The organism is Paenibacillus sp. V4I7, assembly GCF_030817275.1.
In the GTDB taxonomy this organism is placed as follows: Bacteria; Bacillota; Bacilli; order Paenibacillales; family NBRC-103111; genus Paenibacillus_E.
Genome location: NZ_JAUSZD010000002.1, coordinates 1,332,595 through 1,348,562, shown reverse-complemented (window position 1 = coordinate 1,348,562; position 15,968 = coordinate 1,332,595). Strand labels below are relative to the sequence as shown.

Annotated in this window: 10 protein-coding genes; all 10 read right to left on the bottom strand. The window is 47.6% G+C overall.

From position 1 onward, the window contains the following. Nucleotides 1-66 precede the first annotated feature (66 nt). The gene (gene uidA / locus QFZ80_RS07465; protein ID WP_307558141.1) at nucleotides 67-1,869 is read right to left on the bottom strand and encodes a beta-glucuronidase; all 1,803 of its coding nucleotides are present in this window, start codon (nucleotides 1,867-1,869) and stop codon (nucleotides 67-69) included. Nucleotides 1,870-2,388: 519 nt separating this feature from the next. Beyond that, complete coding sequence (locus QFZ80_RS07460; protein WP_307558138.1) at nucleotides 2,389-3,918, bottom strand: ABC transporter substrate-binding protein; 1,530 nt, start codon at nucleotides 3,916-3,918, stop codon at nucleotides 2,389-2,391. Between the two features lie 103 nt (nucleotides 3,919-4,021). Next, nucleotides 4,022-5,635, bottom strand: a complete 1,614-nt coding sequence (locus tag QFZ80_RS07455) for a response regulator transcription factor (protein WP_307558136.1) — start codon at nucleotides 5,633-5,635, stop codon at nucleotides 4,022-4,024. Further along, the gene (locus QFZ80_RS07450; RefSeq protein WP_307558134.1) at nucleotides 5,632-7,386 is read right to left on the bottom strand and encodes a sensor histidine kinase; all 1,755 of its coding nucleotides are present in this window, start codon (nucleotides 7,384-7,386) and stop codon (nucleotides 5,632-5,634) included. The genes QFZ80_RS07455 and QFZ80_RS07450 overlap by 4 nt, the downstream gene beginning before the upstream one ends. Before the next feature lie 174 nt (nucleotides 7,387-7,560). Next, nucleotides 7,561-9,654, bottom strand: a complete 2,094-nt coding sequence (locus QFZ80_RS07445; protein ID WP_307558132.1) for a hypothetical protein — start codon at nucleotides 9,652-9,654, stop codon at nucleotides 7,561-7,563. Between the two features lie 98 nt (nucleotides 9,655-9,752). Further along, entirely contained in the window at nucleotides 9,753-10,637 is an 885-nt protein-coding gene (locus QFZ80_RS07440; RefSeq protein WP_307558130.1) for a carbohydrate ABC transporter permease, read from the bottom strand. 14 nt (nucleotides 10,638-10,651) lie between these two features. Further along, nucleotides 10,652-11,617 (bottom strand): ABC transporter permease, encoded by a 966-nt coding sequence (locus QFZ80_RS07435; RefSeq protein WP_307547817.1) that lies wholly within the window; start codon nucleotides 11,615-11,617, stop codon nucleotides 10,652-10,654. A gap of 231 nt (nucleotides 11,618-11,848) precedes the next feature. Continuing rightward, entirely contained in the window at nucleotides 11,849-12,604 is a 756-nt protein-coding gene (locus tag QFZ80_RS07430; protein WP_307547818.1) for an SDR family oxidoreductase, read from the bottom strand. A 149-nt stretch (nucleotides 12,605-12,753) separates the two neighbouring features. Beyond that, the gene (locus tag QFZ80_RS07425) at nucleotides 12,754-14,040 is read right to left on the bottom strand and encodes a glycoside hydrolase family 1 protein (protein WP_307558128.1); all 1,287 of its coding nucleotides are present in this window, start codon (nucleotides 14,038-14,040) and stop codon (nucleotides 12,754-12,756) included. Between the two features lie 299 nt (nucleotides 14,041-14,339). Then, nucleotides 14,340-15,944 (bottom strand): glycoside hydrolase family 43 protein, encoded by a 1,605-nt coding sequence (locus QFZ80_RS07420; protein ID WP_307558126.1) that lies wholly within the window; start codon nucleotides 15,942-15,944, stop codon nucleotides 14,340-14,342. Between the last annotated feature and the right edge of the window lie 24 nt (nucleotides 15,945-15,968).

The following is a 15,968-nucleotide window of genomic DNA, read 5'->3' as shown; positions in this document are numbered from 1 at the left end:
TCTTATTATAAGATTGAGACTATTTGTATAGCATGGTGAGAGATATCATCATAATCAATCTGTTGGTTATTGCTTTCCTTTGTAGCCGAATTCCGGAATGGATTGCCATCTTCTACGAAGTTCATGTGCCGCATATTTCGGCTTTCGATCCCGCGTAAATATCCCTTTCTTATTCCCTTGAACCCTAATGATGCCTTGGCTGGTCTGAAAATCAGCAAAATTCCATACCTGCTCGCCGACGAAATGCTCGAATTCATCGAATACCTCATGATTAGCCCGCAGGTATTCAACCTGGTATTCTTCTGTAAACATAACTGGATCGACATCGTGCAGGCCAGCAATTGTATCGGCGCCATACTCGGTCATCATGATCGGTTTGCCAGGGCAACGCTCGCACCAGCTATTTAATTCTTCACGCAGCTTGATCTTGGCAAGTTCGAAGTCTCCGCCAAACGCATACCAGCCATAGTAGCGGTTAAGGCACAGTACATCGACCAACTCCGCCACTTTATCGCGATCAGGTGTGGCCATCATAATATTGACAATCGTTACAGGTCTTTTTTGCGGGTCCAGCTCCTTGGCCAGTGCTATGAGCGGCCGGAAGTACTCCTCCGCTCCGTCTTCCTCGGAAGCCGGCTCATTCGCAATGCACCACATCACCACGCTGGGATGGTTCTTGTCGCGTGCGATGAGTTCCCGCACGACTTCCTGATGAACCTCTTGAGTCTTCAATACTTCCCAAGTATTCCTCTTAGGTCCCCTTTGAGGCGTGACATTAAAGCTCAGATGCATACCGACGGCGGGTGTTTCGTCAATGACAACAATCCCTTCTCTGTCTGCTAGTCTCATGATTTCTTCCGAATAAGGATAATGCGCAGTCCGGAACGAGTTGGCTCCGATCCACTTCATCAACCGGAAATCCATCACATTGGCAGCTTCATTCAATCCTCTCCCGTTAATCGGGGTATCCTCGTGTTTACCGAAGCCTTTAAAATAGAAAGGCTTGTTGTTGATTAAGAATTTTCCGTCCTTCACCTCAACCGTCCTGATCCCAAATGGCTGTTCATATGCGTCGATTACTTGTCCATCTTGAATCAATTCAAGCTTAAGACTATACAGGTAAGCAGCAAGCGGCTCCCACAGCTTCGCGTCTTCGATGCGGATCGAACCGGAAAGGCCGACAGCTTCTGCGACGGTTGCACCCGATTGGTCAACGACGGTTACCTTCACGTGCGTATCGCCTTCGATTGCCGCCTCATAATGGACGGTCCCTGTCGTTCCATTCAAATCCGTTACGATCGCGACATCCTTGATATAGGTTTTGGGTGTCGTATAGATCTTGACCGGACGATGGAGACCCGCATAATTAAAAAAGTCAAAATAAGGGCTGTTCTTGACAACTCTGCCCAGTCCGGGCACCTCCGTTTCGCTATACGTGCCCATCGGAAGCGTCGTTTCATCTACGATATTGTTCACGGCAACCGTCAAACGATTTTTGCCTGCTTGCAAGTACGGATTAATTTCGGCTTCGAACGGTGTGAATCCGCCTATATGTTCCGCGACGAGATTGCCGTTCACATAAACCTTTGCCTTATGCGTAGCGGAACCAAAGCGTAACACAATTCGTTCCGATAACAGCAGACCCGGTACCGAAAAGTCTCTTTCGTACCATACCCAGCCTACGTGATTCCGAATGTCACCCGTGACCCCTACATCATTAAATGAAGATGGCACAGACATACAGATTGTGTCAGTAAGGGAAGAGATATACCACTCTTCTTCAAATCCTTTTCCTGTATCAAGTTTAAAATTCCAAATGCCGCATAAATCGATCATGCTGCGGGTTTCCGTTACAATTGGATATAACATTTTTCTCTAACTCCTTTGTAGTTAAGGTTATTGTAATTTACGAAAGCGGGGTGTATCCGAACCAGTCAAAGAATGCAGGAGCCATAGAGGTTCTTCCATTCCCAGCGGCCCTTATGGAAACGGAGGGACGGGGCGTAATTCCCATCGAGCTTCTGCACCCTTCCATATCCAACTGGCTCTTGCGAGTTAAGCAGTGACCGACTTGCTTTCAATGGACGAGATCACGGCAATGGAAGATCGGTACACCCGGAAAATTATTACCGGATTAGAGTATTGCTTGATTTGGGATGGCACTGCATCTAACCTCCTTAATCTAAGAAATTCCCTGGAACGTAATACGCTGCTGCTAAGCCTGTTCCTATGCAATAGCCTTAATTCAATCATAAGAGAAATTCCCGCTTCTAACTAACACTCTCACGACTTCTCCAATAGTGTTTTGCCGACTTATTGCAAAGCCCTCACTCGACATTAAGCTAAAAATAAAAGCCTGCTCCTCAAAAGAGGACCAGGCTCATGCCTTTATTTTTTGTTAGCAGCCGCCCAAGCGTCCAACTGCTTTTGTTTTTCCGCGATGACTTTGTCCATACCTGCGGCCTTCAGCTTGGATCTGAACTCCTGCAGTTTATCGGTCGGATCAACGGCTCCCGTCTCTAGTGCTTTTCTATATTGTTCCAATACATTATTTAGGGCTGTAATCTCGTTCTTGACCTGTTCCGAATTGAAAGAAAAGCCGAGTGCTTTCGATTTAATGGCTTGTTCATTAAATGCCTTCGTTTTATTCCACAGATCCGGATCGTCTGTTTTAAACGGGTAGGTTAGGAATGAATTGCCAATAATCCAGTTTTGATTGGAATACCCGACCGTCTTCGCATCTACGCCAGACGGATAATCAATGACATTATCCGAAACCTTTACGTAGTGCTTTCCTTCGATGCCCCACAACAACAGATTAGTGATATTTTTATCGCTGTACATGAGATTGAGGAACATCATGGCACGTTCAGGATTGCCGGAATTTTTGGAAATCGTCCACAATGCGTTAAGTACATCATCAGTCGTCGCATAAGCTGCCGGAAGCAAATCAGCCCATACCATTTCTTTACCGGTTTTTCGCATTTCCTGTTCGACAAATCCCGGTTTATATTTCGCAATGTAGGCAAATGCCTTATTTGCTTTCATGAGATCAAATTCATTGGTCTGGGTCGTGGCTGCATCCTTGTTGATATATCCGGACTTGAACCAGGAATTCATCCGTTTCAACAAGTCTTCATATTCTTTGGATTCAAAATAGTTTTCTACCTTCAGTCCATTATCGAAACCAGGCAAAACACCAAATCGATCACCGAGTTTATCATAGGTTTGATAGCTCTCCAGAAGAGGGGATAAGCCGCTTGCCAGCGGAGCGATAGTAGGCTCGCCCTCTTTAATCGTCTTTAATACTTTCTCCACATCGTCCAGTGTTTTTATGGAAGCAACATCGATTTTATATTTCTCAACAAGGTCTTTCCTCATAATAATGCCAGTTCTACCGCCATAATTTTTGATATTTGGCGTGCCGTAGATCTTCCCTCCGACTTGTGCGCTCTTCAGATATTCGGGTGCAACCGCTTGCTGGATTCCCTGGCCGTATTTCGACAAGAGATCATCAATCGGAACAATTTTACCTGTTGTCGCTGCACTGCCGTAGCTTGCACCAAATGAAATAGCTAAGTCCAACTTTTCGCCGCCGGACGTTATTAGATTCATCTGCTGCTGCCAAGCACCGATGCTGATGGGAAGGATCTTCACCGTAGCGTTGATTTTAGCTTGTGATATTTTGTTGATTTCGGCTTGAACCGCTTCCACGTCCTTGGGTACCGCTCCGAAAATCGGAATGGCCATCGTGATTTCGTATGGGTCTTTCGTCGCTTTATCCGTGCTTACGCTTGAAGTAGGGGTTATGCTCGATGCACTGCCGCCTTCGTTCTTTGTTGACGAACATGCGGCGAGCATACTCATTAACATAACCGCTACAAGCGATAAACTAGCAACCTTCACTTTCCTTCTCATTGTATTCCCCCCAATAGTTATCGTTTGATTACACTTTCATCATAGCGCTTGCCCCCATTATCAACTAACACTTTGACGACTTTATTAATAACGCTTTCACGACTTAATGAACGTTTGTTCCATGCCCGAATTGACTTCTATATTCTGTCGGTCCTATCCCGGCATATTTTTTGAATATTTTGGTGAAATGGGAAAAATTGGTGTATCCTGCGGATGAAGCAATGGCGCTTATAGAGATGTTCGTTTGGGACAATAATTCCTTAGCGAGCTTGATTCTCTCCAGCAGGACATAGTCCGATATCGAATATCCCGTTTCTTTTTTGAAAATTCTTGACAAGTAATCAGGATTCATAAAGACCTGATCCGCAATCATTTCCCGGGACAAATCCTGGTCTATGTTAAGAGCAATATATCGTCTGATGGTTTGGACGACGGTATCCGTCTCTTTAACCGCCTCAGCTTGAATCATCGCCTTATTCACGGCATGATGAACCCAAGCAAGCATATCGGTTACGGATCGCCCCGCCGTTTCCGAAACGCGCCTTGATTCATCATCTCCAAATAGTTGATGGGCTTGAACCCCTCTCAAGTTCAGGAAGGAATAAAGCGCCTGCATAAAGTCCTGGTAAAATTGATGCAGAACCTCAGCATCCATCTCTTGGTTACGAACGAGATCGCCAAGAAACTTTTCTACCTCTTGAATGACGGATTCCTTCGTGCCTGACTTGAGTAGGGACGATACGCTACTCAGTGTTGGCAATTTAATAGGCTGATCAGTGTGCCCGGTATCATGATAGGGATAAATTTGATTTACAAAGGCTACATTGTTGCGGTCACGAGTCCTAAGCTTCGTTAGCATGTCGGCTATCTCATGCGCCTCTGCGGGCTCACCGAAATAACAGGACAAGTCGCAGTAAAAATAACGGTTGCAGGAATCAATAAATTGATTGCATGCCTCCGTTGCTTGAGCATATTTCCAATCCGTTCCACAGCTCGCAACAAGGATCACAAGCAGCATCCCCCGTTCCAGGTGAAAGCATATTCCGGTCCCATGGCTGTCGATAATGAGTTCTTCGGCAGAATTCTTGAGGGCGTACTCTAGAATCTTCTCATCTCTGCGCTTCAATGTTTTTTTCCATCTCTGAACGGAGATCAAAATCGGAAGAAACCTGGAATCTTCCGATACCGGGATATGATGACGTTCTACCTGCTCGCGGATCGCGGCCGGATGACTTGGTGTTGAGTGGTTGATGATATCCAGCCAAAACCGCTCGATGATCAAGGAATGATGCTTCAGCCATAATTGATGGGACTTGCTATTCCTGCTGATTTCACTGTTCCGGTCAATCACGCCTTGCGCTCTTCGAATGGCATTCTCCAAGTCGCCCGCAAGAACGGGCTTCAGCAGATAATCGAGACTCCCCAGCTGCAGTGCTTCCTTGGCATATTTGAAATCGGCATGACTTGTCAGGAAAATTGTTGCCGTGTCTGGATGATGCTCCCGTACCCAGGACAACAGCTCCAATCCGCTGCCTTGCGGCATTTCAATATCGCAAAGCAGAATATCAATGATCTCTTTATCCAATATCTCTTTCGCCTGTCTGATATTATAAGCCGTAAATAACCCTGTTATTCCCAGCTTGTTCAGATCAAGATCCGATTTCACACCTTCGATGGCATGTATCTCATCATCCACTAGCAACATTTGATAGGTCATGTTGTTTCCTCCATACCCGGGTTGGTAGGAAGAATGATTTCCACTACCGCTCCGCCGGTTTCCTTATCATTATCATATTGAATAGATACGGTTTCGTCATACAACAATCTCAACCTCCGCTGCACGTTCCAGATCCCGGTGTGCTCCCCCTGATCATTCTCGATTCTTTTGCCTGCTTGCAAATCTTTAAGCACCTGATTATTGAATCCTTGTCCGGTATCCTTGATGCAAATTTTCATTCTGGAACCTTTCTCTTCATCCAAGAAATCGATCTGTACGGAAATGGCAATTGGCTCATCCATCGTGACGGCATGTTTAATCGAATTCTCGACGAACGACTGAATGATAAGAGGAGGAATCGGAGCATCCGTTAAATAATCCGGAGCATCGAGGGTCCAGGTCAGCTGGCCCGGGAATCGTAAGCTCTGGATTTTCAGATAATTCCGGGTATGATCCAGCTCATCCTTCATTTTCACGAAAGAGGTGTTGCTGCGAAACATAAACCGGAAATAATGAATCAAGGACATTGTCATTTCCAAGACCAATTCATGGTTCTTGACCTTGGCCAGATTATAAACGATGTTTAATGTGTTTAGGAAAAAATGGGGGTTGACCTGCAGCTGCAGCCGCTGCAATTCCTCCCTTTGTTTATTCAGCTGTTCTTCGTAAACGTTGACGCGAAGCGTTTCGATCTCCGTCATCATCGCGTTAAATGATCCCCCGAGCAGTTTAAATTCGTCCGAAGTGTTGGTTAGAACTACCCGGCTGCTCCAGTCCCCTTCGCGGACTTTCTTCATGGTGAGCAAGACCCGATATAACGGAACCAAGATGGCCTGTCTCATGGAATACAGACCGATGGGTACAAAGAGTAAAGAGGCGATCGTGATCAGCCAAACGATCCACTGAAGATAAGGAAGCTTGGCCAAAATATGAGTATCTGGAATAAGGGCGACCAGATTGAAGTCTCCTCTATTGGACGCAGCGCCGACGACAAGAAACTTCTTGGTTATACCCGACAGATAATATTCACTTATGTTCTTGTGCAGTTCGATGCCATTGTCGCTTACGAGGTTCGTATCCGTTATGGGTTCACCCTGTCCATTGGCTAATAAAACCTCTCCCTCTCCGATTTGAAGGGAGCGGAGAGGCTTTAACAATTGTTCGGTCTTTACCCAACCTCCCAGATAAACATTACCTGATTGAACGATATCAATAAGGTAATAGTCTTGTCCAATTCGGAAATACTGCCATCTTTTCGTGGAGATCCCTTTTGGAATCTGCTGGGAATGAATCAAATCGATGATATGGCGCTCAACACTCTCTTTTTCCTCAAGTGAAACATCATTGCTTTTGGAGATATCCATATAATCCTGCCGACGTGTTTCATACACAAAGAATGAACTTAACGAATTGTATAACGAGATATCCCTGGAAAGTCTGTTGAACAAGTAAACTTTCGCACTATAATAATCCGAATCCGTTGCAGCCTGACCGAGTGACACCAGATCATAATTGGAACCGGCCACCGTATTCATGTAGGAATCGCTATCGTTCAGGCCAGTATCGATCTGGTTCATGTAAAGAGTTAACATATTCTTATAAGAATCGGCAACTTGTCCACGAACGACATGAATGGCATAAAAGTTGTTATACAAGAGCATGCCGACCAGCGGCATCGTCATGATGAGTACGCTTGCTATAAGCTTGTATCGCAAGGAACTTCGCCACCCATGCCATTTGCGAATGTTCATGTCATCGGCCCCTTAGGTTAAATGTAATCTTGCTTCCATCATACACATAAAGCCAAAACGCCACAATATGAACCGCTGTGGCGTTTGGACGAATATGAATTATGAATTTACCCTTTATCTTTACAAAATAAGCAGGTTGCTGAGATCGATAATCGTTTAGAAACCTATGTCGGTTTATTTTACCACGACCCTTACACGGCAAAGATTCATAACTTGAGTATACAGGTCACTGCCATTGCCTTCCCTGTTTGACGCCGCGCGCAATACGGGAAAGTATGTGCCGGGTTTGGAGAACGCATATGCCGCCTCGACAACAACCTGTGAGGCATCTTCATTGACGTGGCTAAAGGTTCCGTCGATTGGATAAGTGCCTTCCCCTTCAAAATCCCAATTTGCAGATACGATCTTGCCGGTATACGGCGGTATTTCGATTGTCGCCAAGAAGGAGACAACCTCGCCCACCGAAACCTCGGCATACTCGCCGCCGTTGGCGTTCAGGGTTATGACCGGCTGAATGCCCTTACGTTCGGCGGCTTTGGATGGAACGACGACCTGGCCTTCGATAACTTCGTAACTGGTGCTGGCAGGAGGGGTAACGCCTCTTTCTACCCATGCGCTCAGATCGCGAAGCGCCTGATGCAGGGCGCTGATGTAGCTTACAATATGCAGTCCGTCCAATACATCGTTCGAACTCGTATCGGCGTGCAATGCGTGATCTACGTACCAAAGTCTAAAACGATCCTCAAGATTCTCTCCCAGCGATTCTTTGACTTTGGTTCGATACCAATCGGCTTGCCAAGGGAATGCACTTTCGTCCATCAGTGTCTGCACAACGATCATTTTCCCCTCAAACCGGCCGTTTTGAACCGAGCCGGCTCCTGTAACGGAAGGCCCTACCAGGAATGGACGCTGCGGATACAACGGGTCACCATTATCGTCCCGAAACTGATCCCATACGTAATAATCGCGGGTCGGAACCTGATGCCGGTGATAGGTTTGGATGGCGAGATAGTCCGAGTTATTCAGTACGATCTCGTCGCCCGGCTTCACTTTATCCAGGCTTTGAGCCGATGGGAAAAATCCGAATGCCGAGCTGATCGTGACGACGTTCCCGTTTAACTGGCCTAGAGGGATTTTCTCGCCAGCGGCCTCGCCACTAGTTATGTGTATAAATGCCCCATCCAGATACACGTCCCCCTTAGGAACATTATCCAAGCGGAAGGAAGGCACTTTCCCCTCAGCCTCCGTAAGCATTTTCCAGGCTTCGTCGACTCCCATATTCACCGATTTGTCAGAATCCGAAGCCGCGTGCGTTTCGGGTCGAATGACATCCGTTATAACGGTCTTGTATTGAAGACGCGCCCGAGAAGCAGAACTTTCTGGGTCGGCGCCAAGGTATCCGGGAACCGTCCAGAAATCCTCGAAATAGGAGGGGTCCGCCTTTATAACTATTGGAGAAAGAACCGTAAGCGCTCCATCCCCAATTTCTTTATAGGCAAACCATGCCTTAGGCGGGAACCCCATTTGGGTCACTTCTTCAAGAGCTTGTCTTTCTTCTTCATTTAATCCAGCATACATATCCCCGCTGCCTCCTGGCTCCAGCGCATCAATGATCGCAGGGAACTTATCCTTGAGGATTCGCATGGCATGGACGCGTACAGTGAAGACATTTGGAATTGCCATGGGCGATCCGATGACAAAAGGTACCGCGCCGTCCCAAATGCCTGTCGTGCTTTCTATGAAACTTATGGTTTTGAATCCGCCGCCGCTTCCGCCGTAAATATAACCGTAAGGGCGGTGCGGGCCGAACAACTCCGCTGCTTTGACCCTCGAAAACTGCGCCACGGCGGCGCTCGCACGATAAACGAGGGTAGCGTCAGGGGACATTCCGCCCATATTGGTTTCTACGAAATAAGCGCCGCTGGAAATGGCAAAGCCAATTTTGTTGTCCACACCGTCACAATGGCTTTGGGATGCGTTCTCGCTGCCCTGAACAGGGTAGACAGCTTGAAAGAAGCGTCCCTCATAATCCTCTTTCAGGGGGAAATAATACGAAAATCTGGTGTTAGTACCCTCGAATCCTCCGTGGATGTACCGATGGCACACCGGCTGATCCCGCCATTCATCGATATCCACATAGGGCTGCTGGAACTGAGGGTCTTGTGTCCCGTCATAGAGCGGGGCTACTGTTTGTGAAGCAGCATTCTGGGAAACGCTTTGAGTTAAAATTGAGCGTTTGTTTGTGTTTTCAGCTTCATGAAGTGTCATAGTATACCTCCTTGTTTTTCAGTCTAAAAATTTATTTTCATCGGACATCTGATTGGAGTTTGAGTCCCTGATATTGGGTGATTTCTACTGTTTCTCGGCTACCCTTTCACAGCGCCTATCATAATGCCTTTGATAAAATACTTCTGGAAGAACGGGTACGCAAGCAGAATCGGCAGAACCCCGATCACCGCCATGGCCATCTTGACCGAATCTGATGGCATTTGCTCCATTGCATTACTAGCATTACTACTCATATTGATATTGATAAACTGTATGTCCTGCATGATTCGGTTCAGCAGATTCTGGATACTGAAGTATTTGGGGTCTGTAATATAGATCATACCTAGCTGCCAGTCATTCCAATACATGATGGACTCGAACAAACCAATCGTTGCCAGAATAGGTGTCGAAAGTGGAAGCACGACGGTCCATAAAGTGCGGTATTCGCCTGCTCCGTCCAGCTGTGCTGATTCAATCAAGGCGGGGGGAATCGTGGTCTGGAAGAAGGTCCGCATCAGCATGACGTAAAATCCGTTCATGAGCAGCCCCGGGACGATCAGCGCCCAAATGCTGTTCTTGATGTGGAAGAGCTGCGTGTACACCAGGTAGGAAGGCACAAGACCTCCATGGAACAACAGGGTAAAGAAGACAATAAACATAATCAGATTGCGGTGCGGTGTTACACTCCTGGAGAGCGGGTAGGCCAGAAGCACCATTATGGACACGCCAATGAACGTTCCGACGATCGTTACGAAAATCGTGATCCCGTAAGCACGTGCAATATCCGATCCTCTTTCTAACAGATACGTGTAAGCCGCTGTGCTGAACGTCTTGGGAAAGAAGGAATATCCGCTGGCTATAATTTCATTCTGATCCGTGAGCGATGCTGTTATAAGCAGAATGAAAGGAATGATACATGCTGCGGAGAACAATATCATCATGATATGGCTAAACCAGGTTAAACCTCTACTTTCATTTTTCATGGGTGGCCGCCTCCTTAGAACAATGCGTTTTCTTTGTTGTATAGTCGTACCATAAAGTTCGCAAACATGACGAGTAAGAATCCGACGATAGATTGATAGACCCCCGCCGCAGTGGACATGCCGATGTCGCCGGAGCCCATCAGTCCCCTGAATACGTAAGTATCGATCGTGGCCGTCGTGTTGAATAATGCCCCAGCGTTCATGGGAACCTGGTAGAACAAGCCGAAGTCGGAATAGAAGATACGTCCGACACTGAGCAGCGTCAGCATAATAATAACCGGTGACAGAATCGGTAAAGTAATGTGGCGGATCTGCTGCAAGCGGCTCGCACCGTCGAGTTTCGCCGCTTCATAGTACTCTTCGTCAATGCCGAGCAGTGCGGCGAAGAACACAATGCTGGAATAACCGACACCCTTCCAGAAGTGCACCACCGTCAGGATCACGGGCCAATACTTCTCTTCGCTGTACCACGAAATTCCCTCTTCGATGCCGAACCAGGGGAGCACCGTTTTGTTCATGAACCCAGTCTCCGCACTCATCAAGGCGAAGACCAGGTAGCTGACGATAACCATGGAAATCAGATGCGGCAGTGTGATAACGCTTTGATAAAATTTGGATAACATCTTGTTCTTAATCTCGTTTAGCAAAATCGCACAAGCTAGAGCTAGAATCGTTCCTAACGCAATGAAAAAGACATTATACAGAATCGTATTCCGCGTAATGATAAACGCATCCGAAGTTTTGAAGAGGTATTCGAAATTGTCGAATCCGATCCATTCGCTTTTCAGAAAGCCTTTAGCGAAATTCACTTTCTTGAAAGCGATAGCGATCCCCATCATCGGAAGATAGTTATTGAATAACAGGTAAAGAAGACCCGGTACCATCATGATCAGAAGTGGCGAATATTTCCGGTATTGGTTCTTCTTTTTCTTTACTTTCAGCCCAGTCTGCAGACCAGCAGCCGTTGCGGCTTGTTCCATATGAAGATCACTTCCTTTTGTTTTATACTTAATAGCCTTAGCTTTATCATAAGGGATAGGCACCACGGCCAACTAACAGTATGACGACTTTTTCAATAACGGTTTGACGACTTTTCGTGAATATAACCCCCCAATCTCCTGGTTATTTTGTATGGGAAAAATCCACAACCGGATAAGGTTGTGGATTTTCATTTTTTCAGGGCTATGATCACCCGACCGGCCCTTGCTCCGTTAATACGCTGTCCAGCCCCCGTCGGCTGCGACGACAGTGGCATTTACAAAACGGGAATCGTCGGATGCAAGGAAGAGGGCGACGGTTGCAATCTCCATAGGGTCGACCGGCTCACACCGCTGTGTTCCCGCGCCTTCCCTGTAGGTCTGCATCCCGGCCATATCGATATTGCTTAGAGCAATATTGGTCCGAACCCCCCCGGGCGCAATAGCGTTGCACCGAATACCGGACTTGGCATACATATAACCAACATTTTTGGTTAAACCAACAAGGCCATGCTTGGCAGACGTATAAGCGACGCCGCCTTTACCGCCGGTTATACCCGCCGCCGAAGCGATATTGATGATCACGCCCGCACCTTTCTCAAGCATATAAGGAATCGCCTTGCGAATGGCACGCATAGGTCCGGTCAGATTGACAGTGAGAACCCGTTCCCAGAGGTCATCCTGAACGGTCTCGATCAGGCGGAAGCCGTCCATGATGCCGGCATTATTCACGAGAATGTCTACGCTTCCGAATTCATCCGCAGCTTTGTCCACCATCGCTTGGATGTCTTCTTCCTTCATGACGTTGGCAACCAAGCCGATAGCTGTTCCACCGGCTTGGTTTATCCCGTCGACAACTGCTGAGATGGTGTCATTGTTAATATCCGCAACCACAACCTTGGCGCCTTCCTTCGCATATAGCTCTGCAATGGCTTTGCCAACACCGGATGCGGCCCCCGTAACGATCGCCACTTTATTGTGCAATTTCATCCTTACATCCCCTTCTTCCTTATAATCGTTTGGCTTCATTCGTACTAATGATCATCATCAGCTCATGAAGCGGACTCCGTTTAGATGACATTCGTAATAGCACTTTCAAGACTTTATTTTTTCACCCGTCGGCTCTTCGTTAACTTGCTTCAATATGCCATTAAACTCAACTCATTCTTGTTCGCGATTTCCCCAAAATGAATAGCGCTGGGCTTCGAAGTCCGCTTCATTGTCGATCGATCCACTGCAATAAGACCGAATGTCTTTGAAAAACCGAGCTGCCATTCAAAGTTATCCAACAGCGACCAATGCATGTATCCATTGACGGGAATACCATCAGCGATACAAGCATGCACACCCTTCAAGGCCCGATCAATACAGGCAATGCGGCGTTCATCATTGTCTGTTCCCACACCGTTCTCCGTGATGAGAATCGGTATATTCAGATGCTTCGAAACGTATCGGATGACAGCCTCCATCCCCTCTGGATAAAACTCGTTCCCCATCTGAGTCTTCTCGGCATCGGCCGAAACAGGCATAATACCGTCAGGCCCATATACCGCACGTGTATAATTTTGCAAGCCGAAGAAATCATCGTCCTTCAAATAGGGAATGAATTGAAGGAACTCCTCTTGAAGGGCATGAGCTGCGTGGTCCTCCCCGCCCGGGATACTTTGAATGTCGTATAGAGACAAGGTCAACCCGATTTGAGTATGCGGGCTCGCTCGCCGGATTGCAGCCCTGGCTTCCACATGCGCGCTGAAGATGATTTCGATTCCATTTTCCGTACGTGGAGCCAGGAAGGTATTTATTTCGCTAGGAGGAAGCCCGAATGCCTTGCTCAATTCCGCATAGTAAGTTTGCATTTGATCCATCTTTTCCATATTCATTCCGACTTGCGCACCAGGGGCCCCCGATTGGTACCGCTTCATGATTTTAGCGATTCCAATTGCTATGTTCGCCTCATTTATCGTACAAACATAAGGAATCAGCTCACCCAATTCACGCATGACATGAGCGCAGTAACGGGCGAATCGCGCAGGCGTCTCCTCAGATTCCCAGCCGCCCGCGCGAATGAGCCATTGCGGCGATGAGAAATGATGCAGCGTCACGACAGGCGTTACGTTACATTCTTTGCAAGCATTCAGCACATCTCGATAATGATCGATGGCTGCTTCGTCAATAAGCCCCTCTTCCGGTTCAATCCGGGCCCACTCGATGGAGAACCTATAGGTATTCAAGCCCAATTCAGATAAACGAGCAATATCTTCCCTATAGAGGCGATAATGGTCTACGGCGCTGCCTGATGGCTCCTTGAACGTGGAACCCTCCAGATGTTCCATCAGCCAAAAATCGGAATTGGTATTATTGCCTTCTACCTGATGCGCAGCTGTGGATGCTCCCCATAAGAATCCAACGGGAAAGTGAAGTGCCATGACTGAAATTCCTCCTTTATTTAAGTAAGAAAGTATCGAACTCACTCTTCATTTTATTTCAATGCATTCAGGGTGACTAACACTATGGCGACTACTTGACTAACGCTTTTACGACTTTTTAAATAACAAACTCCCTGTAGAACACATTCTGCAATCGGGCTAGGGGGGCAATACTCGAAAAATACAAGCAAAAAGCCGAATCCTTAATTGGATCCGGCTTCCTTATTCTTACTAAAGGAGCTTCAGCAAAAATGCAACCTCCCGTTCTTTCCTGTTAGACGAATTACAAACCAATTACACTACGAATTTCCGCGATACGTAAATTGTTTAAACAACACCTTACCATGCTGCTGATACAATACACCACGAGCAAAGATGCCTACACGGGGAGCCGTGAAACAATTGAATCTGGCAAAATGCTCCGGATACAGAAATTCCGCTGAAACGGACAATTCCAGCTCCCTATACTCCACGCCTTCAACCGATATGGCGAAAGTGAACTGCTGACTCTCTGCATCAAGCTGGGTTCTCAGCCACAAGTCCGCTCCCGGTTCCATATCAAGCTTCTCCCGATACAGCATATGTCGATAGCATTTCTCCGAGCGATCAATCTGTAGATAGAGTCCATCATCCTCCTGCTTCTCGTGCAACCTGGCGGCATCAAACTTTTGTCCTGCGGTTTGACCGATCCCATAACGGACACTAACAAGCAGCATGGCATCCATGTCACGGTACAGGACCAGCCCTGCTTCGTCGCCCAACGACTGGGGTACAAAAGAAAGCTGTGTGTGCGCCTCAAAACAGAAATGCTCCCATCGGCGAGTCAGGAGAAGGGTCGACCCGGGGACATATAACGGGTAAGGTGAGCATTCCAGCTCAAGCCCGTTTCCCGTTAACGTATAGCTTCCTTCCAATGGGTGACGCACCCACTCCCAAACAGGAGACAACTCTGGTTCGTCGAAACGGTCTGTTTCGGCCTCAACCAAGATGGGTTCCTGCCCACTTTCGAGCGGCACATGCACATGCTCCTGCGGGCTTCCCCCGTCTCCAACCTCAAACCAGCCATCGTTTGTCCAACGAACCGATTCAAGGAAAGTCTCACGCCCTAAAGGAGTACTGCCATTTGGAGTCAACGGACGTCCTCCAAGGTGCAGCATCCACCAATTCCCTTTCGTATCTTCCACCAGCTTACCGTGGCCTGCCTTCTGCAGAGGCTTGTTAGGGTCCGTCTGTGTTAGCACTGGATTGTGTGGGCATGGCTCATAGGGTCCCCAAATCGAACAGCTGCGGGCCAATGTTTCCATGTGTCCAAAGCGCGTCCCTCCCTCAGCCAGCATCAGATAGTAATAGCCATGGCGCTTGACGATATGCGGACCTTCAGGGTTGTTGCCTCCAGTCCCCGGCCACACCTGCTTGGCATCTCCAAAAAGCCTAGACCCATCGGGATGAAGCTCCTGCAGCCAACCCCCGCCAAAGGCAAGGTAACGATGACCGTCATCGTCGTGGAATATGGATGGGTCAATAAAGTGATGATTTAGTACCACGCCTTCGGAATAAGGCCCTTCCGGGCGCTCTGCTGTGAACAGCAGGTTTGTGCAACGCGGCTGTCCGTGAAAGAAAGGAACGACCACCCAAAACTTCCCGTCAGCATACGAAATATCGGGCGCGAATACGCCATGTGAATCCGGTACCCCGGTCAAGTCAATTTGGCTGCGTCGAGTAATGACGTGACCAATGGGGCGCCAATGTATCAGATCACGGGAATGGTGCACCATGACGCCGGGAAAATACTGAAAGGTAGAGGTAACAACATAATAATCTTCACCCACCCGAACAACCGAGGGATCTGGATGATCCCCTGGAAGCACTGGATTGGGAACGGAATGAACGATATGCTCAACCATCTTCTGATCGTCACCGCTTTCTGC

Coding starts and splice junctions, on each gene's coding strand:
- uidA (WP_307558141.1), bottom strand. CDS start 1,869: ATGTTATATCCAATTGTAACGGAAACCCGCAGCATGATCGATTTATGC.
- QFZ80_RS07460 (WP_307558138.1), bottom strand. CDS start 3,918: ATGAGAAGGAAAGTGAAGGTTGCTAGTTTATCGCTTGTAGCGGTTATG.
- QFZ80_RS07455 (WP_307558136.1), bottom strand. CDS start 5,635: ATGACCTATCAAATGTTGCTAGTGGATGATGAGATACATGCCATCGAA.
- QFZ80_RS07450 (WP_307558134.1), bottom strand. CDS start 7,386: ATGAACATTCGCAAATGGCATGGGTGGCGAAGTTCCTTGCGATACAAG.
- QFZ80_RS07445 (WP_307558132.1), bottom strand. CDS start 9,654: ATGACACTTCATGAAGCTGAAAACACAAACAAACGCTCAATTTTAACT.
- QFZ80_RS07440 (WP_307558130.1), bottom strand. CDS start 10,637: ATGAAAAATGAAAGTAGAGGTTTAACCTGGTTTAGCCATATCATGATG.
- QFZ80_RS07435 (WP_307547817.1), bottom strand. CDS start 11,617: ATGGAACAAGCCGCAACGGCTGCTGGTCTGCAGACTGGGCTGAAAGTA.
- QFZ80_RS07430 (WP_307547818.1), bottom strand. CDS start 12,604: ATGAAATTGCACAATAAAGTGGCGATCGTTACGGGGGCCGCATCCGGT.
- QFZ80_RS07425 (WP_307558128.1), bottom strand. CDS start 14,040: ATGGCACTTCACTTTCCCGTTGGATTCTTATGGGGAGCATCCACAGCT.
- QFZ80_RS07420 (WP_307558126.1), bottom strand. CDS start 15,944: ATGGTTGAGCATATCGTTCATTCCGTTCCCAATCCAGTGCTTCCAGGG.